Origin of the sequence: Acidovorax sp. KKS102 (genome assembly GCF_000302535.1) — a bacterium.
GTDB lineage: Bacteria > Pseudomonadota > Gammaproteobacteria > Burkholderiales > Burkholderiaceae_C > Acidovorax.
In genome coordinates, this window is sequence record NC_018708.1 from 2,453,698 (window position 1) to 2,476,015 (window position 22,318).

23 protein-coding genes and 2 tRNA genes are annotated in these 22,318 nt (G+C 63.3%); 18 read left to right on the plus strand and 7 right to left on the minus strand.

Features of this window, described 5'->3' with window-relative positions:
* Positions 1 to 4 precede the first annotated feature (4 nt).
* A complete protein-coding gene (locus C380_RS11260) occupies positions 5 to 895 on the minus strand; it encodes a CoA transferase (protein WP_015013975.1) in 891 nt (296 codons plus the stop codon).
* Between the two features lie 133 nt (positions 896 to 1,028).
* On the opposite strand from C380_RS11260, the gene ygiD reads away from it, so the two are divergent.
* The gene (ygiD, locus tag C380_RS11265; RefSeq protein ID WP_015013976.1) at positions 1,029 to 1,934 is read left to right on the plus strand and encodes a 4,5-DOPA dioxygenase extradiol; all 906 of its coding nucleotides are present in this window, start codon (positions 1,029 to 1,031) and stop codon (positions 1,932 to 1,934) included.
* A gap of 56 nt (positions 1,935 to 1,990) precedes the next feature.
* Here ygiD and C380_RS11270 read toward each other — a convergent pair whose 3' ends face one another.
* On the minus strand, positions 1,991 to 2,662 hold the full coding sequence (locus tag C380_RS11270; RefSeq protein WP_015013977.1) for a nucleotidyltransferase family protein: 672 nt from the start codon (positions 2,660 to 2,662) through the stop codon (positions 1,991 to 1,993).
* Positions 2,655 to 3,851 (minus strand): amino acid aminotransferase, encoded by a 1,197-nt coding sequence (locus C380_RS11275; RefSeq protein WP_015013978.1) that lies wholly within the window; start codon positions 3,849 to 3,851, stop codon positions 2,655 to 2,657. Before C380_RS11275 ends, C380_RS11270 begins: the two co-directional genes overlap by 8 nt.
* A 106-nt stretch (positions 3,852 to 3,957) precedes the next feature.
* Here C380_RS11275 and uvrB point away from each other — a divergent pair, with 106 nt between their 5' ends.
* The 16 genes from uvrB (at position 3,958) to C380_RS11355 (ending at position 16,573) form a co-directional block, all read left to right on the plus strand.
* Entirely contained in the window at positions 3,958 to 6,048 is a 2,091-nt protein-coding gene (gene uvrB, locus C380_RS11280) for an excinuclease ABC subunit UvrB (RefSeq protein ID WP_015013979.1), read from the plus strand.
* Positions 6,049 to 6,301: 253 nt separating this feature from the next.
* Entirely contained in the window at positions 6,302 to 6,838 is a 537-nt protein-coding gene (gene iscR / locus C380_RS11285; RefSeq protein ID WP_015013980.1) for a Fe-S cluster assembly transcriptional regulator IscR, read from the plus strand.
* Positions 6,839 to 6,953: 115 nt separating this feature from the next.
* Positions 6,954 to 8,174, plus strand: coding sequence for an IscS subfamily cysteine desulfurase (locus C380_RS11290; protein ID WP_015013981.1), 1,221 nt, complete (start codon positions 6,954 to 6,956; stop codon positions 8,172 to 8,174).
* Positions 8,175 to 8,213: 39 nt separating this feature from the next.
* Positions 8,214 to 8,615: a Fe-S cluster assembly scaffold IscU gene (gene iscU / locus C380_RS11295; RefSeq protein ID WP_015013982.1), complete on the plus strand. Its 402-nt coding sequence runs from the start codon at positions 8,214 to 8,216 to the stop codon at positions 8,613 to 8,615.
* Positions 8,616 to 8,640: 25 nt separating this feature from the next.
* Positions 8,641 to 8,964 carry an iron-sulfur cluster assembly protein IscA gene (iscA, locus tag C380_RS11300; RefSeq protein WP_015013983.1) on the plus strand — a complete coding sequence of 108 codons (324 nt, stop codon included), beginning with the start codon at positions 8,641 to 8,643 and terminating at the stop codon, positions 8,962 to 8,964.
* A 245-nt stretch (positions 8,965 to 9,209) separates the two neighbouring features.
* Complete coding sequence (gene hscB, locus C380_RS11305) at positions 9,210 to 9,728, plus strand: Fe-S protein assembly co-chaperone HscB (RefSeq protein ID WP_015013984.1); 519 nt, start codon at positions 9,210 to 9,212, stop codon at positions 9,726 to 9,728.
* A gap of 77 nt (positions 9,729 to 9,805) precedes the next feature.
* Positions 9,806 to 11,677 carry a Fe-S protein assembly chaperone HscA gene (gene hscA / locus C380_RS11310; RefSeq protein ID WP_015013985.1) on the plus strand — a complete coding sequence of 624 codons (1,872 nt, stop codon included), beginning with the start codon at positions 9,806 to 9,808 and terminating at the stop codon, positions 11,675 to 11,677.
* Between the two features lie 42 nt (positions 11,678 to 11,719).
* Positions 11,720 to 12,058 (plus strand): ISC system 2Fe-2S type ferredoxin, encoded by a 339-nt coding sequence (gene fdx, locus C380_RS11315; RefSeq protein ID WP_015013986.1) that lies wholly within the window; start codon positions 11,720 to 11,722, stop codon positions 12,056 to 12,058.
* The gene (dnaQ, locus tag C380_RS11320) at positions 12,058 to 12,771 is read left to right on the plus strand and encodes a DNA polymerase III subunit epsilon (RefSeq protein WP_015013987.1); all 714 of its coding nucleotides are present in this window, start codon (positions 12,058 to 12,060) and stop codon (positions 12,769 to 12,771) included. The genes fdx and dnaQ overlap by 1 nt, the downstream gene beginning before the upstream one ends.
* Before the next feature lie 38 nt (positions 12,772 to 12,809).
* Positions 12,810 to 12,884, plus strand: a tRNA-Val gene (locus C380_RS11325).
* Positions 12,885 to 12,934: 50 nt separating this feature from the next.
* Positions 12,935 to 13,009, plus strand: a tRNA-Val gene (locus C380_RS11330).
* A 156-nt stretch (positions 13,010 to 13,165) separates the two neighbouring features.
* On the plus strand, positions 13,166 to 14,221 hold the full coding sequence (locus C380_RS11335) for a histone deacetylase family protein (RefSeq protein ID WP_015013988.1): 1,056 nt from the start codon (positions 13,166 to 13,168) through the stop codon (positions 14,219 to 14,221).
* 17 nt (positions 14,222 to 14,238) lie between these two features.
* The gene (locus C380_RS11340) at positions 14,239 to 15,336 is read left to right on the plus strand and encodes an NAD(P)/FAD-dependent oxidoreductase (protein WP_015013989.1); all 1,098 of its coding nucleotides are present in this window, start codon (positions 14,239 to 14,241) and stop codon (positions 15,334 to 15,336) included.
* A 145-nt stretch (positions 15,337 to 15,481) separates the two neighbouring features.
* Positions 15,482 to 15,784, plus strand: a complete 303-nt coding sequence (locus C380_RS11345; protein ID WP_008904788.1) for a DUF883 family protein — start codon at positions 15,482 to 15,484, stop codon at positions 15,782 to 15,784.
* Between the two features lie 52 nt (positions 15,785 to 15,836).
* Complete coding sequence (locus tag C380_RS11350; RefSeq protein WP_015013990.1) at positions 15,837 to 16,232, plus strand: phage holin family protein; 396 nt, start codon at positions 15,837 to 15,839, stop codon at positions 16,230 to 16,232.
* Entirely contained in the window at positions 16,229 to 16,573 is a 345-nt protein-coding gene (locus C380_RS11355) for a hypothetical protein (protein WP_015013991.1), read from the plus strand. Before C380_RS11350 ends, C380_RS11355 begins: the two co-directional genes overlap by 4 nt.
* Before the next feature lie 116 nt (positions 16,574 to 16,689).
* Here C380_RS11355 and C380_RS11360 read toward each other — a convergent pair whose 3' ends face one another.
* Positions 16,690 to 17,745: a quinone-dependent dihydroorotate dehydrogenase gene (locus C380_RS11360; protein ID WP_015013992.1), complete on the minus strand. Its 1,056-nt coding sequence runs from the start codon at positions 17,743 to 17,745 to the stop codon at positions 16,690 to 16,692.
* Positions 17,746 to 17,781: 36 nt separating this feature from the next.
* Here C380_RS11360 and rpiA point away from each other — a divergent pair, with 36 nt between their 5' ends.
* Entirely contained in the window at positions 17,782 to 18,471 is a 690-nt protein-coding gene (rpiA, locus tag C380_RS11365) for a ribose-5-phosphate isomerase RpiA (RefSeq protein WP_015013993.1), read from the plus strand.
* Between the two features lie 135 nt (positions 18,472 to 18,606).
* Here the strand turns inward: rpiA and C380_RS11370 are convergent, their stop codons facing one another.
* From C380_RS11370 to folD, 3 genes are all read right to left on the minus strand, one after another.
* Positions 18,607 to 19,254, minus strand: coding sequence for a DUF4124 domain-containing protein (locus C380_RS11370; RefSeq protein ID WP_015013994.1), 648 nt, complete (start codon positions 19,252 to 19,254; stop codon positions 18,607 to 18,609).
* A gap of 68 nt (positions 19,255 to 19,322) precedes the next feature.
* Positions 19,323 to 21,368: a M3 family metallopeptidase gene (locus tag C380_RS11375; RefSeq protein WP_015013995.1), complete on the minus strand. Its 2,046-nt coding sequence runs from the start codon at positions 21,366 to 21,368 to the stop codon at positions 19,323 to 19,325.
* Positions 21,369 to 21,437: 69 nt separating this feature from the next.
* Entirely contained in the window at positions 21,438 to 22,292 is an 855-nt protein-coding gene (gene folD / locus C380_RS11380; RefSeq protein WP_015013996.1) for a bifunctional methylenetetrahydrofolate dehydrogenase/methenyltetrahydrofolate cyclohydrolase FolD, read from the minus strand.
* Between the last annotated feature and the right edge of the window lie 26 nt (positions 22,293 to 22,318).

Below are 22,318 nucleotides of genomic sequence, written 5' to 3' on the forward strand. Positions count from 1 at the left end.
GTCTTCAAGCCAGGGTGTGCAGCGGGATGTCCTGCGCCACCGCCAACGCATCGAGTTGTGCACGGGTCTGAGTGCGCAGGAAGGCCGCCACAGCCGCGTGGGTGGCGGGGGCGCGCAGCACCTGGGGGTCACCCGTAGCAGGCAGGCCTGCAGCAGCGCACAGGCTGGCGGCAAAGTGCGGCTCCAGCGCAGCCACGGCCACACGGCCGTCGGCGCACGGGTAGATGCGGTAGCCCGCGTGGTGGCCGCCCACGTCGCCGTCGGGCGTGGTCAGGCCCCAGTGGCGCGGCTGGGCGAGCCAGGCGGCGGCGTCGGCCAGGGCCACTTCGATGCACACGCCGCCTCCGGTGTGGGCGCGCTCCAGCAGGGCCTGCAGCACGGCTTCGCTGGCCATCAGCGCGCCGCCCATGTCCGCGTAGAGCGTGGGCGGCATCTCGGTGCCCGTCACCAGGCCGGCGTCGGCCAGGTAGGTGAGGTCGTGGCCCGGTTCTTCGGCCCGCTCTGCCGCGGCGCCCACGATGCGCACCAGCGACAGGCGCGGGTATTGGGCCTGCAACGCGTCCCAGCCCAAGCCCAGCTTGGTGAGCGCGGAGGGGCGGAAGGAGGTGATCAGCACATCGGTGCGGGCGAGCTCGTCATGCAGCGCGGCCTGGCCTTCGGGCGTCTTGAGGTGGGCATGCACCACCCGCACGCCATCGTGCAGCGTGGCATAGGCTGCGGGGCTGTAGATGCCCATGGGGTCGGCGCTGGGGTAGCCCGGCGCGGGAGGAGGTTCGAGCTTGGTGCATTCGGCCCCCATGCGCGCGCAGCGCATCAGGGCGGCGGGGCCGGGCAGGTTGAGTGCGAGGCTCAGAACACGGGTGTTGCGCAGGGGCTGGGGCAGGGCGGTGGGCATGGGTGGGAGGTTGTCTCGGGTTGTGATTTTTGGAAGGAGAGGACGGCGCCGGAACTTCATGGTGCGCCCCGGCTCACTCCCTGCGTTATACATAATTTGTTACGCTCCCTGATCCATGCAACGCAGAACCTCTTTGGCCGCCCTCACAGGCCTGGCCGCCTTTCCGGGAGCCTTCATGACCACGTCCCTGAGCAGTGCTGCCACGGCGCCCGCGCTGCAGGCGCTCAAGCCTTCGCCCCGCATGCCGGTGATGTTTGTGGGCCATGGCAGCCCCATGAACGCCATCGAGGACAACGCCTGGCGCCGCAGCTGGCAGGCCATGGGCGCGGAGCTGATGGCGCGCGCGGTGCAGCCACAGCTCATCCTGTGCGTGTCGGCCCACTGGCTCACGCGCGGTGGCTGGCAGCTGACGGGCATGGCCAACCCCAAAACCATCCACGACTTTGGCGGCTTCCCCCAGGCGCTGTTTGACCAGCAGTACCCCGTGCCGGGCGCTCCGATGGTGGCCCGCAGCCTGGCCAAGGAGCTGAAATCCCCGGCCACGGGCGCTGCGCTGGGTGTGGACGAGGGCGAATGGGGACTGGATCACGGCACCTGGTCGGTGCTCAAGCCCATGTTCCCCCAGGCGCGCATCCCGGTGATGCAACTCAGCATGGACTACAGCCGCCCTCCGGCCGAGCACTATGTGCTGGGACAGCAGCTCAAGGCCCTGCGCGAGCGGGGCGTGCTGATCGTGGGCAGCGGCAACATCGTGCACAACCTGCGCGCATCCCGCCGTGGCTCGGCCGCCAACGAAGCGTATGACTGGGCCACGGAGTTCGACACCGTGGTGCAGGAGCAGATCAAAAAGGGCCAGTTGGGCGCCTTGCAGGACTTCCAGAAGCTGGGTGCCGTCGCCCAGCAGGCGCTCCCCACTTACGAGCACTACCTGCCGCTGCTTTACGCAGCGGGGGCCGTGCTGCCCAGCGAGATGCCCCGCTTTTTCAACACGGGCTATCAGTCGGCATCGATCTCGATGCGGTCGGTGCTGTGGGGCTGATCTCCGCTTTCTGGGGGTGATTGCTTCTCTTTTGATAGCTGTCAGCGCATGTTTTTCTAGCGCTTGAGGCCAAAAACGCTTGAAATCGCCGCGTCGTCGTTGTAAAACGGCCCTCCGGCCGCCACGTGACCTGCGGCCTGGATCGTCAGCCATGGCCAGCGCTCACGGTAGCTTTTTGCCTTTGCCTCAAACAACGGAAGATGTGGGCAGGCCGGGTTGGGTTGGAGCAGCCCGGCGTACAGCTCTTCCAGCCCGTACGGCGCGTACAGCGTGGGTTGCGCAATGCTGGGGGCGTTGGAAGGTTGCAGACCCACGCAGGTGCAGGGCACCAGAAAACGCTCGATCCCGTTGCGGGCGGATTGCAGCGGTGAATACGGATAACCAAACCAGCGCTCGTACCAGAGGTGCACCCGGGCCTGGTTCTTGGCTTCGACGGTGATCGGCAGGTCGGCGAAGAGGGCAGTGGCGCGGTCCTGAACGGCCTGTTCTGCTGCTTCGGACAGATCCGATGCATCGAAGTAAAACAGGTCGTAGTCCTTGATGTGCGCCGTGGGCGCCAGACCAGAGCGCAGGTTCCACACCGTCTGGAACAAGCAGCCCGCCACCAGCCACGCATCGGGCAGGCCCAGAAACGGCAAACGCTCCAGAAGGGCCGCGTTGTGCGGGTTCTGGAGCGCTTCGCTCACAAAGCGGCGCGTGAGCGCCGCCTGCTCATCGTGCTCAGACAACCTTGGCGATCGCCTGGCAGACGTAGTCGATGTTCTTGCTGTTCAGGGCAGCGACGCACATGCGGCCGGTGTCCGTGCCGTACACGCCGAACTCATTGCGCAGGCGCACCATCTGGTCCTTGGACAGGCCGGAGTAGCTGAACATGCCGATCTGGGTGGTGATGAAGCTCATGTCCTGCTTCACACCGGCGGCCTTCAGGCCATCGACCAGCTTCTGGCGCATGGCCTTGATGCGCACGCGCATTTCGGCCAGTTCCTTTTCCCACATCGCGCGCAGCTCGGGGTTGTTCAGTACGGCAGCCACCACCGCACCGCCGTGTGTGGGCGGGTTGGAGTAGTTGGTGCGGATCACGATCTTGAGCTGGGACAGCACGCGGCTGGCTTCTTCCTTGTCCGTGCACAGCACCGACAGGCCGCCCACGCGCTCGCCGTACAGGCTGAAGCTCTTGGAGAACGAGGTGGACACAAAGAAGTTCAGGCCAGCGGCGACGAACTTCTGAATGACGGCGCCGTCTTCGGCGATGCCGTGGCCGAAGCCCTGGTAGGCCATGTCCAGGAAAGGTGTCAGGCCCTTGGCCTTGACAGCAGCAATGACCTGGTCCCACTGCTCGGGGGTGATGTCATAGCCGGTGGGGTTGTGGCAGCAGGCGTGCAGAACGACGATGGTGCCGGGAGCGGCAGCGTTCAGGCTGGCCAGGAAACCTTCGAAGTTCACGCCGCGCTTTTCGGCGTCGTAGTACGCGTACGTGTCCACTTCAAAACCAGCGTTAGTGAACAGCGCGCGGTGGTTTTCCCAGCTGGGGTCGGAGATCAGCACTTTGGCGTTGGGACTGACCTTCTTCAAGAAGTCGGCACCGATCTTCAGGCCGCCGGTACCGCCGATGGCCTGCACGGTGGCCACGCGGCCGGACTTCACGGGTTCGCTGTCGGCGCCGAACACCAGGCTCTTGACGGCGTTGTCATAGGCCACGATGCCGTCGATGGGCAGGTAGCCACGGGCCGTAGGCTTTTCCATCATGGTCTTTTCAGCGGCCTGCACACATTGCAGCAGGGGCAGCTTGCCGTTGTCGTCGAAATAAACGCCGACGCCCAGGTTGACCTTGTTGGGGTTGGTGTCGGCGTTGAATTGCTCGTTGAGGCCCAGGATGGGGTCGCGGGGGGCCATTTCGACGGCGGTGAACAGAGACATGAAAATCCTTGAAAGGTTGTCAGTAGCGAAGAATCCAGGCGTGGTGTACTGTGCCGGGTTCCGCCGATTTTAACGGGCGGCCTGCTCCACCCGTTGACCACGCCCCATGCCAGATATCACCGAAGTCATAACTGAAAAGCAAGACGGCGAGTTCGTCCGCTTCCCTGATTCCCCCTTCGAACTGTTCCAGCCCTATCCCCCCGCAGGCGATCAGCCCGAGGCCATTGCCAAGCTGGTGGAGGGCCTGCATGACGGCGAAACCTTCCAAACCTTGCTGGGCGTGACGGGCTCGGGTAAGACCTTCACCATGGCCAACGTGATCGCGCGCATGGGCCGCCCGGCCATCATCTTTGCGCCCAACAAGACGCTGGCCGCGCAGCTGTACAGCGAGTTCCGCGAGTTCTTTCCCAAGAACGCCGTGGAGTATTTCGTGAGCTACTACGACTACTACCAGCCCGAGGCCTATGTGCCGCAGCGCGACCTGTTCATCGAGAAGGACAGCGCGATCAACGAGCACATCGAGCAGATGCGGCTGTCGTGCACCAAGAGCCTGATGGAGCGGCGCGATGTGGTGATCGTGGCCACCGTGTCGGCCATCTACGGCATTGGCGAGCCCGAGAGCTACCACCGCATGGTGATGACGCTGCGGGTGGGCGACAAGGTGGGGCAGCGCGATGTGATTGCCCAGCTGATCCGCATGCAGTACCAGCGCAACGAGGCGGATTTCAGCCGGGGCAAGTTCCGTGTGCGCGGCGACACCATCGATGTGTTCCCGGCCGAGCACTCCGAGCTGGCGATCCGCATCGAGCTGTTTGACGACGAGATCGAGAGCCTGCAGTTGTTCGACCCCCTCACCGGGCGTGTCAAGCAGAAGATTCCGCGCTTTACCGTGTACCCCAGCAGCCACTACGTGACGCCACGCGACAAGGTGCTGGCCGCCGTTGAGACCATCAAGCTGGAACTGGCCGAGCGCCTGCAGCAACTGGTGGCCGACGGCAAGCTGGTCGAAGCGCAGCGGCTGGAGCAGCGCACGCGGTTTGATTTGGAGATGCTCAGCGAGGTGGGGCACTGCAAAGGCATCGAGAACTACACGCGTCACCTGTCGGGCGCTGCGCCGGGCGATCCGCCCAGCACGCTGACCGACTACATGCCCAAGGACGCGCTCATGTTCCTGGACGAAAGCCACCAGATGATCGGCCAGCTGAGCGCCATGTACAACGGCGACCGTGCGCGCAAGACCACGCTGGTCGAATATGGGTTTCGACTGCCGTCGGCACTGGACAACCGGCCGCTCAAGTTCGAAGAGTTTGAGCAGCGCATGCGGCAGGTGATCTTTGTATCGGCCACGCCCGCCGACTATGAAAAGACCCATTCAGGGCAGGTGGTGGACCAGGTGGTTCGCCCCACGGGCCTGGTGGACCCGGTGGTGGAGGTGCGACCCGCCACCCATCAAGTGGATGATGTGCTGCAAGAAATACGCATTCGGGTTGAAAAGCACGAGCGCGTACTCATTACCACGCTGACCAAGCGCATGGCCGAGCAGTTAACCGACTACCTCACGGACAACGGTGTGAAGGTGCGCTACCTGCACAGCGATGTGGATACCGTGGAACGCGTGGAGATCATCCGGGACCTGCGGCTGGGCGCGTTTGACGTGCTGGTGGGCATCAACCTGCTGCGTGAAGGGCTGGACATCCCCGAGGTGTCGTTGGTAGCGATCTTGGATGCCGACAAGGAAGGCTTCTTGCGCGCAGAGCGCAGCCTAATCCAGACGATTGGCCGTGCTGCGCGCAACTTGAACGGCCATGCCATCCTCTACGCCGACCGCATCACCGACTCCATGAAAAAAGCCATGGGCGAAACGGAACGCCGGCGCATCAAGCAGATCGCATACAACGAGGCCAACGGGATCACGCCGCGCAGCATTGTCAAGCGGGTAAGAGACCTGATTGACGGCGTGTACAGCGAAAAAGCGGGCAAGGACGCTGAACGCCTGGAGCAAGAAGCCCTGCAGCGTGCGCAGGTGGAGGACATGTCCGAGAAGGACGTGGCCCGCGAGATCAAGCGCCTGGAGAAGCTCATGCTGGAACATGCGCGCAACCTGGAGTTCGAGCAGGCCGCCCGGGTGCGCGACCAGCTGACGCGGCTCAAGGACCAAGCGTTTGGAGCCCACGGCAGCGATTCCGTAGCCTTGTAGAAAAAGGATTGCGGCCGGGTGTGTGATGAGAAATTACTATTGAGTCGATTAATAACTATTTGGTTTTTTAACCCGACAGAATCAATAGGGATTTGTGCTATACTCGCACAAAACACTCAACAAAACAGCCCAACGATGAAGGGCTCCGCGGCAGGTGACTGTGCGGAGTAAGGGGCGGAGACGGTGCCACGCTGGCAAACAGTCAGCGACGGCGGTTTCTTCAACGAACAAGCCTTAGCACAAGGAGCTTGCGATGCGTCTCACAACCAAAGGCCGTTTTGCGGTCACCGCCATGATTGACCTGGCCTTGCGCCAAAACAACGGCCCCGTCACGCTGGCTGCCATCAGCCAGCGCCAGCAGATTTCGCTGTCGTACCTGGAGCAACTCTTTGGCAAGCTGCGCCGTCATGAGCTGGTGGAGTCCACCCGTGGCCCCGGCGGCGGTTACACGCTGGCCCGCAAGGCAGGTGACATCACTGTGGCAGACATCATCGTGTCGGTAGATGAGCCCATCGACGCCACTCAATGCGGTGGCAAGGAAAACTGCCTGGGTGAAGCCGGTCGTTGCATGACGCACGAGCTGTGGGCTTCGCTGAACCAGCGCATGGTCGAATTCCTGGATTCCGTCACCCTGCAAAAGCTGGTGGACGAGCAGCTCGCCAAGGGCGTGCAGATCGAAGACAAGCCCGTGGTGCGCCGTGCCATCTCCACCACCCCTGTGGTCAAGCCCATTCGCGTGAATGCCCCGAACTCGGTGTTTGCGCTGGGCAACGTTTTCGCCAAATCCTGACCTATGAGGCGCGGTGCTGGCCCTGGGGTCGGCACTGCCCTGACCGCGTTTTAATCGTTTTCCTGTTTGTTCTGCCTCTTCTGTTTGCCAGCCAGAACCTTTTACTGAGCCAGCCATGGACATGACCCCGCACTTTCCCATTTACCTCGACTATGGCGCCACGACCCCGGTAGACCCCCGTGTGGTGGACGCCATGATTCCCTGGTTGCGTGAGCACTTTGGCAACCCGGCATCGCGCAGCCACGCCTGGGGCTGGGAGGCCGAAGAGGCGGTGGAAAAAGCGCGTGTCCAGGTGGCAGACCTGATCGGTGCCGACCCGCGCGAAATCGTCTGGACCAGTGGTGCGACCGAGTCGATCAACTTGGCCCTGAAGGGCGCCGCGCATTTCTACAAAGGCAAGGGCAAGCACCTCATCACGCTCAAGACCGAGCACAAGGCCGTGCTGGACACCATGCGTGAGCTGGAGCGCCAGGGTTTTGAAGCTACTTATCTGGACGTGCAGGAAGACGGCTTGGTCAACATGGACGTGCTCAAGGCGGCCATCCGCCCCGACACCGTGCTGATCAGCATCCTCTTCGTGAACAACGAAATCGGCGTGATCCAGGACATCCCCGCCATCGGCGCGCTGTGCCGCGAAAAGGGAATCCTGCTGCATGTGGATGCCGCCCAGGCGACGGGCCGTGTCGAGATCGACATGAACGTGCTTCCCATCGACCTGATGAGCATGACCGCCCACAAGACCTATGGCCCCAAGGGCATTGGTGCGCTGTACGTGCGCCGCAAGCCCCGCGTGCGGCTGGAAGCCCAGATGCACGGCGGCGGTCACGAGCGCGGCATGCGCTCGGGCACCTTGCCCACGCACCAGATCGTGGGCATGGGCGAGGCTTTCCGTATCGCCAAGGAAGAAATGGCAGAGAGCAACGCCAAGGCCAAGGCCTTGCAGCAGCGCCTGCTCGACGGCCTCAAGGATATCGAACAGGTCTACATCAACGGCAGCCTGGAGCGCCGTGTGCCGCAGAACCTGAACATGAGCTTCAACTTCGTCGAAGGCGAATCGCTCATCATGGGCATCAAAGGCCTGGCGGTGTCGTCGGGCTCGGCCTGCACCTCCGCCAGCCTGGAGCCCAGCTATGTGCTGCGCGCTTTGGGCCGCAGCGATGAGCTGGCGCACAGCAGCCTGCGCATGACCATTGGCCGTTTCACGACCGAAGAAGAGATCGACTACGCCATCTCCACCATCCGCGAGAACGTGGCCCGCCTGCGCGAGTTGAGCCCGCTGTGGGAGATGTACAAGGACGGCATCGATATCAGCACCATCCAATGGGCTGCGCACTGATTCCGCACAAATTCTGGACGTATTGAAGAGGTACACATCATGGCTTACTCAGACAAAGTGGTTGACCATTACGAAAACCCCCGCAACGTGGGTTCGTTCGACAAGGGTGACGATTCGGTGGGCACCGGCATGGTGGGCGCGCCCGCCTGCGGCGACGTGATGAAGCTGCAGATCAAGGTGAATCCTGAAACTGGCGTGATCGAAGACGCCCGCTTCAAGACCTACGGCTGCGGCTCGGCCATTGCCTCGTCGTCGCTGGTGACCGAATGGGTCAAGGGCAAGACGCTGGACGAAGCTGCGGCGCTCAAGAACAGCGAGATTGCCGAAGAACTGGCTTTGCCGCCCGTCAAGATCCACTGCTCCATCCTGGCCGAAGATGCGATCAAGGCTGCCGTGCTGGACTACAAGACCAAGCACGCCGCTACGACCACCGCTGCCTGATTGTTTGACAGATAGATCGAGAGACATGGCCATTACGCTGACCGAAGCCGCCGCCCGGCACGTCAACCGCTACCTGACCCGTCGGGGCAAGGGGTTGGGCGTGCGCCTGGGAGTCAAGACGACAGGCTGCTCAGGGCTTGCCTACAAGCTCGAATATGTGGACGAGAGCGAGCCTGAGGACATCGTGTTCGAGAACCACGGTGTCAAGGTGCTGATCGACCCCAAGAGCCTGGCCTACATTGACGGCACTGAGCTGGACTTCGTGCGTGAAGGCCTGAACGAAGGTTTCAAGTTCAACAACCCCAACGAGCGGGACCGCTGCGGTTGCGGGGAGAGCTTCCGCGTCTGAGAGGCTGAGAGTCTTTGATCCATGCCCGCCTTGCACGCCAAAACGCCCCGGCTCGTCGTTGCAAATGCTCGCCATAGCCCGAGCTATGGCTGTGCTTTGCGCCTAGATCTGAGGCGTTTTCGCGCGCCTTTCGGGCTTGGCTAAAAAACTTTCAGCCTCTGAGCGCCTTTCGTTGATGTCACACCAAACCGCCAACGCGCTCTGTGCTGGCGGTTTTTTCTTGGATTTCTCTCTCGCCCCTGCGCATGAATCTGCAATCTGACGACTTCGAACTGTTTGGCCTCGCGCGCCGCTTTGCGCAGGAGCGCAGCGCCATCGACGCGCGCTGGAAGGATCTGCAGCGCGAGGCCCACCCCGACAAGTTTGCCGCCCAGGGCGCTGCGGCACAGCGTGTGGCCATGCAATGGTCGGTACGCATCAACGAGGCGTACCAGCGCCTGAAGGACCCGATGCGCCGCGCTGCTTACCTGTGCGAACTGCACGGTGCGCCCATCCGTGCCGAAGACAACACCGCCATGCCCGCTGCCTTTCTGATGCAGCAAATGGAGTGGCGCGAGGCGCTGGAAGACGCCCGAGCAGACAGCGAGCTGGACGCGTTGGATGATGAGGTGGCGCAAGCCCACCGTGCCGCGCTGGCGCAGTGCGAGCAACTCATCGACCAGCAGCAGGACTATGCGGGCGCAGCCCGCCAGGTCAGAGCCCTCATGTTCATTGCGCGATTTGCCGACGACATTGAGCGTCGCAGAGAGCAACTGGGACAATAGGGCGGTTTGCATTCCCAAAGGGCCCCCTCGCGTGTTGATGCGATGGCGGGCTCCACCACGTAGAGATCCGAAATTTCATGGCGCTTTTGCAGATTTCCGAACCTGGCCAATCCCCCGACCCGCACCAGCGGCGCATTGCAGTGGGCATTGACCTGGGCACCACCCATTCTTTGGTCGCAGCGGTGCGCAATGGGGTGTCCGAATGCCTCCCCGATGCCCAGGGCCGGGTGCTGCTGCCCTCGGTGGTGCGCTACCTCGCCAACGGCGGGCGTCAGATTGGCTATGACGCCGTGGCGGCGCAAGCCCAGGATGCACGCAACACCATCGCCTCGGCCAAACGCTTCATGGGGCGTGGCCTGAAAGACGTGGCAGAGGCAGGAAAGTTGCCGTACGACTTTGTGGTCGCAAACGACGCTGGCGCGGGCGGCATGGTCAGTCTCGCTACGGTGGATGGCAACAAGTCACCCGTCGAGATCAGCGCCGAGATCCTCGCCACGCTGCGCTACCGGGCCGAAGACACCTTCAACGACGATCTCTACGGCGCGGTGATCACCGTGCCCGCGTACTTTGACGACGCCCAGCGCCAGGCTACCAAGGATGCGGCCAAGCTCGCGGGCATCAACCTGCTGCGTCTCATCAACGAGCCCACGGCGGCAGCGATTGCCTATGGCCTGGACAACGCCAGCGAGGGCGTCTACGCCGTGTATGACCTGGGTGGGGGTACGTTTGATATTTCCATCCTGCGCCTGACGAAGGGGGTGTTCGAGGTGATCGCCACGGGCGGCGACTCTGCCCTCGGGGGCGATGACTACGACGCCGCGCTGGCAGAGTGGGTACTGCAACAGGTGGGGCAACAGGCGGTCACGCCTGCCGACAAGTCGGCCGTGCGCATGGCGGCGCGCCAATGCAAAGAGGCGCTGACTGCTACTGATTTGGTAGTGTTCAAGGCAGATTTATCTAGCGCTTCCGTGCAGTTTGACGTCAAACGTTCGGATTTTGATGCCGTGACCGCCGATCTGACTGCCCGCTCCATGGCGGCTGTGCGCCGTGCCCTGCGCGATGCGCATCTGGAGCGCGACGAGGTGCAGGGCGTGGTCATGGTGGGCGGCTCCACCCGCATGCCGCAGGTGCAACGGGCCGTGGCAGAGTTCTTCGGCAAGGAACCGTTGACCAATCTGAACCCGGACGAAGTGGTGGCCTTGGGAGCCGCCATCCAGGCCAACCAGCTGGCAGGTAACAACACCGCAGGTGACCTGCTGCTGCTGGATGTGATTCCGCTGTCTCTGGGCATCGAGACCATGGGCGGCTTGGTGGAGCGCATCGTCTCGCGCAACGAGACCATTCCCACCGCCAAGGCGCAGGACTTCACCACCTACAAGGATGGACAGACTGCTTTGGCCATCCATGTGGTGCAGGGCGAGCGCGATTTGGTGCAGGACTGCCGCAGCCTGGCGCGCTTTGAGTTGCGCGGTATTCCCCCCATGGCGGCAGGGGCTGCTCGCATCCGTGTGACCTTCACCGTCGATGCCGATGGCCTGCTGAGCGTGGCCGCCAAGGAGCAGGGCAGTGGGGTGGAGGCGCGCATTGATGTGAAACCGTCGTATGGCCTCACGGACGACGAAATAGCGCGCATGCTGCAGGACGGCTTTGCCACGGCTGCGCAAGACATGAAGGCCCGTGCCGTGGTCGAGGCCCGTGTGGACGCCGACCGCATGTTGATTGCTACGCAAAGCGCACTGGATGCGGATGGCGACGTGCTCAGCCCCAAGGAGCGGGCCGCCATCGACGCCCTGATGGTGGCCTTGCGCCACCAGCTGGACAGCGACGATGCAGCGGCTATCGAAGCAGCCACCGAAGCCCTGGCCAAGGGCACCGAGGCTTTCGCAGCCCAGCGCATGAACCGCGGTATCCAGCAGGCGCTGGCCGGCAAGAACGTCGCGAGCCTGTAATACGAGCCTGCGCATCCCTCTGAACAAGAAGAAAACCACCCCATGCCCGTCATCAAGATCCTTCCCCATCCCGAATACTGCCCTGCAGGCACTGAAATAACGGCGCCCGCAGGCACCTCGATCTGCGAAGCCCTGCTGGACAACCACATCAACATCGAGCACGCCTGCGACATGAGCTGCGCGTGCACCACCTGCCACGTCATCGTGCGCCAGGGGTTGAATTCGCTGAATGCGGCAGAAGAAGAGGAAGAAGACTTGCTGGACCGTGCCTGGGGCCTGGAGCCGCAGTCGCGCCTGTCGTGTCAGGCCATCCTGGCGCAGACCGATCTGGTGGTCGAAATTCCGAAGTACACGATCAACCACGCCAAGGAAAACCACTGATGTCCCGGCAAATTGTTCTGGACACGGAGACCACCGGCCTTTCGGCCGAGGGGGGTGACCGCATCATTGAACTGGGTTGTGTGGAGCTGCTCAACCGCAAGCTGACTGGTAACAATCTGCACCTGTACTTCAACCCGGGCCGCGACAGCCACGAGGACGCGCTGAAGGTGCACGGCATCAGCAATGAGTTTCTGAAGGACAAGCCCAAGTTTGCGGATGTGGTGGATGACATCCTGCAGTACCTGCAGGGCGCCGAGATCATCATCCACAACGCAGCGTTCGACGTGGGCTTCCTCAACAAGGAGCTGGAGCTGGTGGGGCGCCCGGCGTTTGGCACTTATGTGCAGAGCGTGACCGACACGCTGGCCATGGCCAAGGAGATGTACCCGGGAAAGCGCAATTCGCTGGACGCCCTGTGCGACCGCCTGGGCGTGGACAACTCGGGCCGGACGCTGCATGGTGCCTTGCTCGACGCCGAGTTGCTGGCCGATGTGTACATCAACCTCACACGCGGGCAGGACGCCCTGTTGATCACCGATGACGGCCATGACAGTGCCGACGGTGTGAAGGTGGCTGCCATTGATTTGCGTGGCCTTGCGCTGCCCGTGCTGCGGGCGAGCGAGCAGGAGCAGGCGGCGCATGCCGAGGTGCTCACGCAGATCGACAAGGCCAGCGGTGGCAAAACAATTTGGAGAACTCTCCAATCGGCCTAAAAAAGCTGTGCCATAATAGAGGGCTGTCGCAGCGACAAGGGTGATTAGCTCAGCGGTAGAGCACTGCCTTCACACGGCAGGGGTCACATGTTCGATCCATGTATCACCCACCAGTTGCTGCCAGACTTTTCGCAGCGGTATCTTTCTCCAAGGTGCTTGCGACGGGTGATTAGCTCAGCGGTAGAGCACTGCCTTCACACGGCAGGGGTCACATGTTCGATCCATGTATCACCCACCAATTTGAAAATCCCTGCAGGTTCTTGATCTGCAGGGATTTTTTCTTTTCCAGTCCGGGAGGCCCTGCAGCCCGCAAAACCGTCGTAGGGATCGGTGATGGAGCTTTGCGGGGGGCTGGCGCGCTACATTTGTCCCTCGTACCTGCAACGCAGCATCCATGATCACCTTCCACAATCCCTTGCACCAGGGGCATGCGCCCGTCCACGAATTCTTCCGGGGCGAACGTGTGCCGTGTTTTGAAAAGCCCGCACGGGTGGACTATGTGGAGGAGGCCCTGCGTGCACGCGGCCACTCTATGTTGGCTCCTGATGTGGACTGCAGTGCCGTGCTGGAGCAAGTGCACGCACCACGCTACTTGGCCTTTCTGCAAACCGCCTGGCCAGAATGGCTGGCGCTGGACCCCGCCAACGCTGCAGTACAACCCTTTCCGTCGGTGTGGCCAGTGCGTACGCTGCGCAGCGATGTGGAGCCCAACAACTTCGTGGCGCGCCTCGGTCTGTATTCGATGGACAACGGCACCCCGATGGCTGCCGGCACCTGGGCCGCAGCCAAGGCGGGGGCGGATGCGGCGGCCAGCGCAGCGGCTCGCGTAGCACAAGGCACGCGTGCCGCGTTTTGCTGCACACGGCCGCCAGGACACCATGCGGGCCCGGACTTCATGGGCGGCTATTGCTTTTTGAACAACGCCGCCGTGGCCGCACAGACCCTACGAAACCAGGGCGCCCAGCGTGTGGCAGTGCTGGATGTGGACTACCACCATGGCAACGGCACGCAGAGCATCTTTTACGACCGCAGTGATGTGCTGTTTATCAGCATCCACGGCGACCCGCGCACGGAGTACCCCTTTTACCTGGGCCACGCCGATGAGACGGGCGAGGGGGTTGGCGGCGGTTGCAACCTCAATCTGCCTTTGCCCGCCGGCACCAGCGCGGCGACCTGGTTCGAAGCGTTGGAGAGGGCGTGCGCCCGCATCGCGGAGCACCGCGCCGATGGGCTGGTGATATCGCTGGGGCTGGATGCCTTCGAGGGCGATCCCATCTCGCGGTTTGCACTGGCTTCGTCAGATTTCACGCGCCTGGGCGAGCGGCTGGCGCGGCTCGGTCTGCCCACGGTGTTTGTGCTTGAGGGCGGTTATGCGGCGGCCGAGCTGGGCACCAATGCCGTCAACGTGCTCGATGGTTTTGAACAGGCTGACCCGTCACTCGCCAGGTGAGGCATGGAGACACACGGATGATCGATATGGTGGATTGTGTGGTGGTGGGCGCGGGTGTGGTGGGGCTGGCAGTGGCCCGCGCGCTGGCGCTGCAGGGTAGGGAGGTGATGGTGCTGGAAGCGGCAGACGCCATCGGCACCGGCACCAGTTCGCGCAATAGTGAAGTGATTCACGCGGGGCTGTACTACCCCGCAGGGTCGCTCAAGGCCCGCCTGTGCGTGCGGGGCAAGGAATTGCTCTATGCCTACTGCGCGGAGCGCGGCGTGCCCCACCGCCGTTGCGGCAAGTTGTTGGTGGCTACCTCTGCCGCGCAGTTGGACAGCCTGGAAGGCATCCAGGCGCGCGCCCGTGCCAACGGAGTGCTCGATCTCCAACGCCTGAGCCGTGAAGAAGCCCTGGAGATGGAGCCCGCGCTGGCCTGCGTCGGTGCCTTGCACTCGCCCAGCACCGGCATCGTCGATAGCCATGCGCTCATGCTGGCGCTGCAGGGCGATCTGGAGCATGCGGGTGGTGTTGTGGCGCTGAATTCGCCACTAGCGCTAGCATCTATTGGCTCTGATGCTATTGATTTGGAAGCAGTGGATGGCACGCGCCTGCGCGCTCGCACCGTGGTCAACGCCGCTGGGCTGCATGCCCCCGCGCTGGCTGCGCGATTTGGCGGTCTGGCCCCGCAGCATGTGCCCACGGCGTTTTACGCCAAGGGCAACTACTTCACGTTGACGGGCAAGGCGCCTTTCAGCCGGCTGATTTACCCGGTGCCCGAGGCGGCTGGGTTGGGTGTGCACCTCACGCTGGACCTGGGCGGACAAGCCAAGTTTGGCCCGGACGTGCAGTGGGTGGATTCGCCTGACGATCTGCAGGTGGACCCCGCGCGCGGCGATGCCTTTTATGCCGAAGTGCGCAAATACTGGCCTGGTTTGCAGGATGGCGCTCTGGCCCCTGGCTATGCAGGCATGCGCCCCAAGATTCACGGGCCGGATGCACCGGCGGCAGATTTTGTCATTCAAGGGCCCACCGTGCATGGGGTGGCGGGGCTGGTCAACCTGTTTGGTATCGAGTCGCCCGGCTTGACAAGTGCCCTCGCCATTGCGGAGCATGTGGCTGCGCTGGTTTGATCTGCGGCAAGCCATTTGCAATCAGTAACCTCTTGCGTCCCCGTCCTACGAGGGGTTTCTGCGCGGATGGCTAAGATGAACTTCAGTCCTCCACGTTGGCGTGCGGGATTTCCCATCACTTTTGGCACTACACAGAAAGGCTTGTATGACTGCTTCTGACACCACGACCACCCAGGGCGAACTGGAAAAGCTGGTTTCCGATCTGCGGGGGCTGTTGGCCAACAAGGATCTGGACGCAGTGCCCGAAATCAAGCTGCTGCGCCAGCGTCTGGACGATGGCATGCACAACGTGCGTGAGTCTGCCGTTCGCGCCGCCCAGGATGCGGCACGTCAGGCCAAGGAAGCTGCACTGGCAGCTGACCGCTATGCCCATGACGAACCCTGGCGTGTGGCAGGTGCCGCGTTGGCTGTGGGCGCGTTGGTCGGTTTCCTGCTGGCGCGCCGTTGATTGCCGCTGATCCCTCATCCGATATGACGGCTCAGCACAAAGGCGACAAGACATGAATTGGCTCTCGCTGCTGGGGCTGGAGGGCTTGGCGGCCCGCTGGCGTGCCAACCTTATCGAGGGGGCCATCGCCGCCGAAGACCGCATGGACCTGGCCCGCCTCGAATGGGCGGACCTTAAACAACGCCTTCAGCAATTGCTGGTGCTCACCATCCTGGTGGCCGGGCTCACGGTGGTGGCGCTCATCATGGTGTCGCTGGCCGTGCTGGTGCACTTTTGGGATTCGCCACAGCGCACGCTGGTGGCATGGCTGGTGGCTGGCGTGTGGGCTGCTGGCTGGGCGGCTGCCACGGTCTCGTTGGTGTCTGTGGCCCAACGTGCGGGCAGTGGTTTCGCACTGACGCGGCGAGAGCTCGCGCAGGATTGGCGTGACATCAAGGAGCGCTTGTGAGTACCCCACATTCCACCACCACACCACGGAGTGCGCCTGTGGCGCGGACTACACCCACCGTGGAGCAGCAGCGTGTGCTCGACCGTATCGAACTACAGCGTGAGCGGCTGCGTGCCCGCCGCGTAGCCCGGGCCCAGGCCCACGCCCACGCACTCGCGGAGCAAGCTGGGGGCCCCTCGGGCGGTGCGGACGCCTCACTGGCTCTGCGCGCCGCCGGGTTTGCGCGGGAGCATCCGCTGGCGGTGGCCGCCATGGCGGGCGTTGCACTGGTTGCTGGCCCGCGCAGACTGATTCGGTGGGCGGGTATTGTGCTGCCTATGGTGATGCGCCTGCGCCGCTGAACATGGCTGCGGGGCAGGCCAGTAACCTGCGGCTTGCCCGTTAGAAAAAGCAAAACGGAGCCCTGTCACCAGCGGCTCCGTTTTTTCATCAGGCGGGCTTCGCGCAGCCCTGCAGGTCAGCGCAACGCCTTGATGGCTTTGGCGGCTTTTGCGACGAGCGCCGGGCCTTCGTAGATCAGGCCTGTGTAGATCTGCACGACATCCGCACCTGCGCGAATCTTGCTCACGGCGTCGTCGGCGCTCAGGATGCCGCCCACGCCAATGATGGGGAAGCCGCTGCCCAATGCGGCGCGCAGTTGCCGGATGACCTGGTTGCTGGCTTCCAGCACCGGAGCACCGCTCAGCCCTCCCGTCTCTTCCGCATGGCGCATGCCCTGCACTGCGGTGCGGCTGATGGTGGTGTTGGTGGCGATCACGCCGTCCATGCCGTGGCGCTGCAGCGTCGCAGCGATGACGGCCACTTGGGCTTCGTCCAAGTCGGGGGCAATCTTCACAAAGACTGGAACGCGCCGCTGGTGCTGGGTGGCCAGGGCCTCACGCCGCTCGGCGATGGCGCCCAGCAGGGCATCCAGAGCGGCGTCGCTTTGCAGCGCACGCAGGTTCTGGGTGTTGGGCGAGCTGATGTTGACCGTGACGTAGTCGGCATGGGGGTACACACCCTCCAGGCAGATCAGGTAGTCACTGGTCGCGTTCTCGATGGGCGTGGTGGCGTTCTTGCCGATGTTCAGGCCCAGCAGCATGGGGTGCCGTTGGCGGATCTGCTTGCGAAACTGCGCCTGCTGCACATTGCGCAAGAAGGCTTCGAGGCCTTCGTTGTTGAAGCCCAGGCGGTTGATGAGGGCGCGGGCCTCGGGCAGACGGAACATGCGTGGCTTGGGGTTGCCCGGCTGCGCTTTGGGGGTCACCGTGCCCACTTCTACAAAGCCGAAACCCATGGCGCCCAGCGCGTCGATGCAGCGTGCATTCTTGTCCAGACCCGCCGCCATGCCCACGCGGTTGGGAAATTGCAGTCCCGCCAGGGTGATGGGGTCGTTCACCGTTTCGTTGCACCAGGCCCACTGCAGCGGCGTGCGCTGCCCGCGCGCGAGCATGTCCATGGTGAGTTCGTGTGCGGCCTCGGCATCCATGCCGAAGAGAAAGGGGCGGGTGATGGCGTAGGGGATGAGGGACATGGAGGGATAATTCAGGATTACCCCCGATTTTCTCCCATGACGACCACCACTCCCCTGACCCAAGACGAACTCAAGACCCTGGTAGGCCAAGCCGCGCTGCAATATGTGGTGCCTGGCGAGATTGTGGGGGTGGGCACCGGCTCCACCGTGAACAAGTTCATTGATGCCCTGGCGGGCATGAAGGACCAGATCAAGGGCGCGGTGTCCAGCTCGGTCGCCAGCACGGAGCGCCTGAAGGCACTGGGCATTGCCGTGTTCGATGCCAACGAAGTGTCTTCACTGTCCGTCTATATCGACGGCGCCGACGAAATCGACGGCCAGGGCCACATGGTCAAGGGCGGCGGTGCTGCATTGACCCGCGAGAAGATCGTGGCAGCTCTGGCCGAACGCTTTGTATGTATCGCAGACGAATCCAAGTTGGTGAAGGCCCTGGGCCAGTTTCCGTTGCCAGTGGAAGTGATCCCGATGGCTGCCAACCACATTGCGCGCCGTTTTGCTGTCATGGGTGGACAGGCCAGCCTGCGCCTCAAGGATGGACAGCCGCTGGTGACCGACAACGGCCAGCACATTCTGGACGTGAAGGGCCTGTCCATCACCGATCCGCTGGCGTTCGAATCCGAGATCAACCAATGGCCTGGCGTGGTGACCGTGGGGGTGTTTGCCCACCAGAAGGCGTCCGTGTGCCTGCTGGGCACTGCGCAGGGGGTGCAGACGATCACCTATTGACGATTAGGGCGGTGGCTTGAGCACTCCCAAGCCCACTGTCTTTTGATGCAAAGTCAATGCAAAAGGGGCCTGTCAAGGCCCCTTTTTGCTGGGTGAACAAATGGTCTCACGGCAGGTAGCGGTCACATGGCACTGTCAGAACCGGATGCCTGCTGGATTGCTCGGTGTGGGACCATCATTCGCCGGTGGTGGTGGCGTGGGCCGCGCAGGAGCTTTTGGAGCGGCCGCTGGTGCCGCTTCTACCGGCTTAGCCGCGACCAGTGGTGCGGGCGCTGGCTGGCGATAGTTGCTGGGCAACTGAGATTGTTTGGGGTAGCCCGCCGCGTCGAGGTATTGGATCCACTCGGCGTCAGAAAAACCCACCAACTGTTGACCCCCGATGGTGCCAAAGGGCAGGCTGGAATTGCCGCTCAAGCGCTGTAGTGCCGCGATGTCTTCATTGCTGACCACAGTGCGTTCGGTGTAAGGCACACCGCGTGACGTGAGCAGGTTGCGCAAGCTGCCGCAGGGCGCGCAGTCGCTGCCGGTGTAGATGGTCACCGGGTACCGGTTGGCAATCTGCCGCAGTTCGTAGGGCAACGCTCCGTTGCCAGCCGCAGGGCTTGCCGGGGCGCCACTGCTGCGCGCTGGCTGGGCAGTAGCCTCGGCGGGGGGGCGGTCCGAAAAGGTCACCTTGCCATCCGGACCGACAATGCGATAGACCGCCTGCGCCTGAGCACCTACAGATGCCAAGGCCAACAACAAGGAGGCAGCTGCAGCAGGAGCGAACTTAAGACGGGGCATGTGGGTTCTCCTCATTCGTGTGGGCTGTGTTTGTTGTGGGGCAGTCTGCGGTTTGTTCGGTCTAAGCCTCAGGCGGTCAGCTCTTCTGCCATCCCCTGGTGGCGCAGCAGGGCATCCAGGCTGGGTTCTCGTCCGCGGAAGGCTTTGAAAGATTCCATGGCCGGGCGGCTGCCACCCGCTTCCAAGATGGCCTCTCGGTAGCGCCGTCCGGTTTCGGTGCTGGGCAAACCGTCGCTGCCGGCGGTTTCTTCAAAGGCGGCGTAGGCATCGGCGCTGAGCACTTCTGCCCACTTGTAGCTGTAATACCCGGCCGCGTAGCCGCCCGCAAAGATGTGGCTGAAGGTGTGGGCCGTGCGGCTGAAGGCGGGCGGCTGCAATACAGCCACCTCTTGCCGCACCTGGGTCAGCAGGGGCATGAAGTCCTGGGCCGGGTCGTGCTCGGTGTGCAGCAGCATGTCGAACAGCGCGAACTCAATCTGGCGCAGCGTCTGCATGCCGCTCTGGAAGTTCTTGGCGGCGATCATCTTGTCGAACAACGCGCGCGGCAGCGGCTCACCGGTATCCACGTGGGCGGTCATGTGCCGCAGCACATCCCATTCCCAGCAGAAGTTTTCCATGAACTGGCTGGGCAGCTCCACGGCGTCCCATTCCACCCCGCCGATGCCGGAGACATCGCGTTCGTTCACCTGGGTCAGCATGTGATGCAGTCCATGACCAAACTCGTGGAACAGCGTGATCACGTCGTCGTGCGTCAACAGGGGCGGCTTGCCGTCCACACCGTCCGCAAAGTTGCAGACTAGGTGGGCGATGGGCGTTTGCAACACGCCCGTGTCGGGGCGCTGCCAGCGTGTGCGCACGTCGTCCATCCAGGCGCCGCCGCGTTTGCCCGTGCGGGCGGGTTGGTCGAGGTAGAACTGACCCACCAGCTGGCCGTTGCGCTCGATGCGATAGAACTCCACCGCAGGGTGCCATACCGGTGCCGCGTCGCGGCGGATGGACACCTCAAAAAGCGTCTCAATGATCTTGAACAGGCCTGCCAGCACCTTGGGGGCTGTGAAGTACGCCTTGAGCTCCTGCTCGCTGAAGGCGTAGCGGGCTTCCTTGAGCTTTTCGGAGATGTAGGGCCAGTCCCAGGGCTGCGGGTCGGTCAGACCCAGGTGTTCTGCGGCGAAAGCGCGCAGATCGGCCACGTCCTTCTCCGCATAGGGACGGGCGCGGCGGGCGAGGTCGCGCAGGAACTGGATGACTTCGGCGGGGGACTGGGCCATCTTGGGCACGACAGACACTTCGCCAAAGTTGGCATAGCCCAGCAATTGGGCTTCTTCCCGGCGCAGGGCCAGGATTTCACCGATCAGAGCCGTGTTGTCGAACTTCTGGCCATCGCCCTCGGCCTGGTCCGAGGCCCGGGTGACATAGGCGCGGTACAGCTTGGCACGCAGATCGCTGCGGGTGGCAAATTGCATCACCGGCAGGTAGCAAGGCATCTTCAGGGTGAGCTTGTAGCCAGGTTTACCTTCTGCCTGCGCGGCCGCCAGAGCGGCCTGCTGCACATCGGCGGGCACACCGTCCAGTTCTTCGGCGGTGGCGTAGTAGGCAAAGGCGTCGGTGGCGTCGAGCGCGTTCTCGCTGAACTTCTGGCTCAGCTCGGCCTGGCGTTCCTGGATCTGGGCGAACCGCTCTTTGGCGGCCCCGGTCAGTTCGGCGCCGCTGAGCACAAAGTTGCGCACCGCGTTGCGGTGGGCCTGGCGCTGCTCGGGCGTCAGGGTGGCGGGGTCGATGGCCTTGTACTTGGCGTAGAGACGTTCATCGGCGCCCAGGCGGGTCCAGAACTCGGTGACGCGGGGCAGGGCGGCGTTGTAGGCGGCGCGCAGCTCAGGCGTGTCCGCCACGCTGTTGAGGTGGCTGACGGATCCCCAGGCGCGTCCGAGCTGTTCGGTGGCTACGTCCAGTACCTTGGCGATGGCGTCCCAGCGGGCAGGAAAGTCGGGCGCCGTGACGGTCTCCAGGGCCTGGTTGGCACGCTCCAGCAGCACATCAACCGCAGGGGCGACATCCCGCGGGGTGATGCGGTCAAAGGCGGGGAGGTCGGAGAAGTCGAGGAGGGCGTTGCTCATGCGGGGTTATATGGCGCCAGGCGGCGCAGGTTCAAGTTGCAAAGCGGCTGGCGTCTTCCCCGGGCGCGGTCAGCGCGCGGCGGTCCGCTCAGCGGCTTCGATGGTGTTCACCAACAGCATGGTAATGGTCATGGGTCCAACCCCGCCAGGGACGGGGGTGATCCAGCCTGCCACTTCCTTGACGCCCTCAAAGTCCACATCGCCGCACAGTTTGCCGTCGGCCTTGCGGTTGATACCCACGTCGATCACGATGGCGCCAGGCTTGACCATGTCCGCCGTGAGCGTGTTTGCACGGCCTACCGCAGCCACCACGATGTCGGCCTGGCGGGTGTGGTAGCCCAGGTCGGGGGTGCCACTGTGGGTGACCGTGACGGTGGCGTTGGCCTGCAGCAGCAGCAGGGCCATGGGCTTGCCCACGGTGTTGCTACGGCCGATGACCACGGCGTGCTTGCCCTTGATCGATTGGCCCGTGGACTCGATAAGCTTCATGCTACCGTAGGGTGTACAGGGGCGGAAGCCCTCCAGCCCGGCCATGAGTTCGCCAGCCGACAACACGGAGTAACCGTCTACGTCTTTGGAGGTCGCAATGGCTTCGATGACCTTGTGCGGGTCGATGTGTTTGGGCAACGGCATCTGCACCAGAATGCCGTGCACCGTGGGGTCGGCATTGAGGGCTTCGATGCGTGCCAGCAGCGCAGCCTCGCTGAGATCAGCGTCGTACTTTTCAAAGATGGAGCGTACGCCGCTGTTCTCGCAGGCCTTGACCTTGTTGCGCACATACACGGCCGAGGCTGGGTCTTCGCCCACCAAGATCACTGCCAGGCCTGGTTGAAGGCCCCGGGCGGTGAGCGCAGCAGCGCGTTGCGCCACCTCGCTGCGAAGTTGGCGAGAAAGGGCGTTGCCGTCGATGAGTTGGGCTGTCATGTCAGAAATACAAGTCAAAATGGCCG

Excerpts from the sequence above, each read along its gene's own strand:
- C380_RS11260 (WP_015013975.1), bottom strand. The coding sequence starts at position 895 with ATGCCCACCGCCCTGCCCCAGCCCCTGCGCAACACCCGTGTTCTGAGC.
- C380_RS11275 (WP_015013978.1), bottom strand. The coding sequence starts at position 3,851 with ATGTCTCTGTTCACCGCCGTCGAAATGGCCCCCCGCGACCCCATCCTG.
- uvrB (WP_015013979.1), top strand. The coding sequence starts at position 3,958 with ATGCCAGATATCACCGAAGTCATAACTGAAAAGCAAGACGGCGAGTTC.
- iscR (WP_015013980.1), top strand. The coding sequence starts at position 6,302 with ATGCGTCTCACAACCAAAGGCCGTTTTGCGGTCACCGCCATGATTGAC.
- C380_RS11290 (WP_015013981.1), top strand. The coding sequence starts at position 6,954 with ATGGACATGACCCCGCACTTTCCCATTTACCTCGACTATGGCGCCACG.
- iscU (WP_015013982.1), top strand. The coding sequence starts at position 8,214 with ATGGCTTACTCAGACAAAGTGGTTGACCATTACGAAAACCCCCGCAAC.
- iscA (WP_015013983.1), top strand. The coding sequence starts at position 8,641 with ATGGCCATTACGCTGACCGAAGCCGCCGCCCGGCACGTCAACCGCTAC.
- hscB (WP_015013984.1), top strand. The coding sequence starts at position 9,210 with ATGAATCTGCAATCTGACGACTTCGAACTGTTTGGCCTCGCGCGCCGC.
- hscA (WP_015013985.1), top strand. The coding sequence starts at position 9,806 with ATGGCGCTTTTGCAGATTTCCGAACCTGGCCAATCCCCCGACCCGCAC.
- fdx (WP_015013986.1), top strand. The coding sequence starts at position 11,720 with ATGCCCGTCATCAAGATCCTTCCCCATCCCGAATACTGCCCTGCAGGC.
- dnaQ (WP_015013987.1), top strand. The coding sequence starts at position 12,058 with ATGTCCCGGCAAATTGTTCTGGACACGGAGACCACCGGCCTTTCGGCC.
- C380_RS11335 (WP_015013988.1), top strand. The coding sequence starts at position 13,166 with ATGATCACCTTCCACAATCCCTTGCACCAGGGGCATGCGCCCGTCCAC.
- C380_RS11340 (WP_015013989.1), top strand. The coding sequence starts at position 14,239 with ATGATCGATATGGTGGATTGTGTGGTGGTGGGCGCGGGTGTGGTGGGG.
- C380_RS11345 (WP_008904788.1), top strand. The coding sequence starts at position 15,482 with ATGACTGCTTCTGACACCACGACCACCCAGGGCGAACTGGAAAAGCTG.
- C380_RS11350 (WP_015013990.1), top strand. The coding sequence starts at position 15,837 with ATGAATTGGCTCTCGCTGCTGGGGCTGGAGGGCTTGGCGGCCCGCTGG.
- C380_RS11360 (WP_015013992.1), bottom strand. The coding sequence starts at position 17,745 with ATGTCCCTCATCCCCTACGCCATCACCCGCCCCTTTCTCTTCGGCATG.
- rpiA (WP_015013993.1), top strand. The coding sequence starts at position 17,782 with ATGACGACCACCACTCCCCTGACCCAAGACGAACTCAAGACCCTGGTA.
- C380_RS11370 (WP_015013994.1), bottom strand. The coding sequence starts at position 19,254 with ATGCCCCGTCTTAAGTTCGCTCCTGCTGCAGCTGCCTCCTTGTTGTTG.
- C380_RS11375 (WP_015013995.1), bottom strand. The coding sequence starts at position 21,368 with ATGAGCAACGCCCTCCTCGACTTCTCCGACCTCCCCGCCTTTGACCGC.
- folD (WP_015013996.1), bottom strand. The coding sequence starts at position 22,292 with ATGACAGCCCAACTCATCGACGGCAACGCCCTTTCTCGCCAACTTCGC.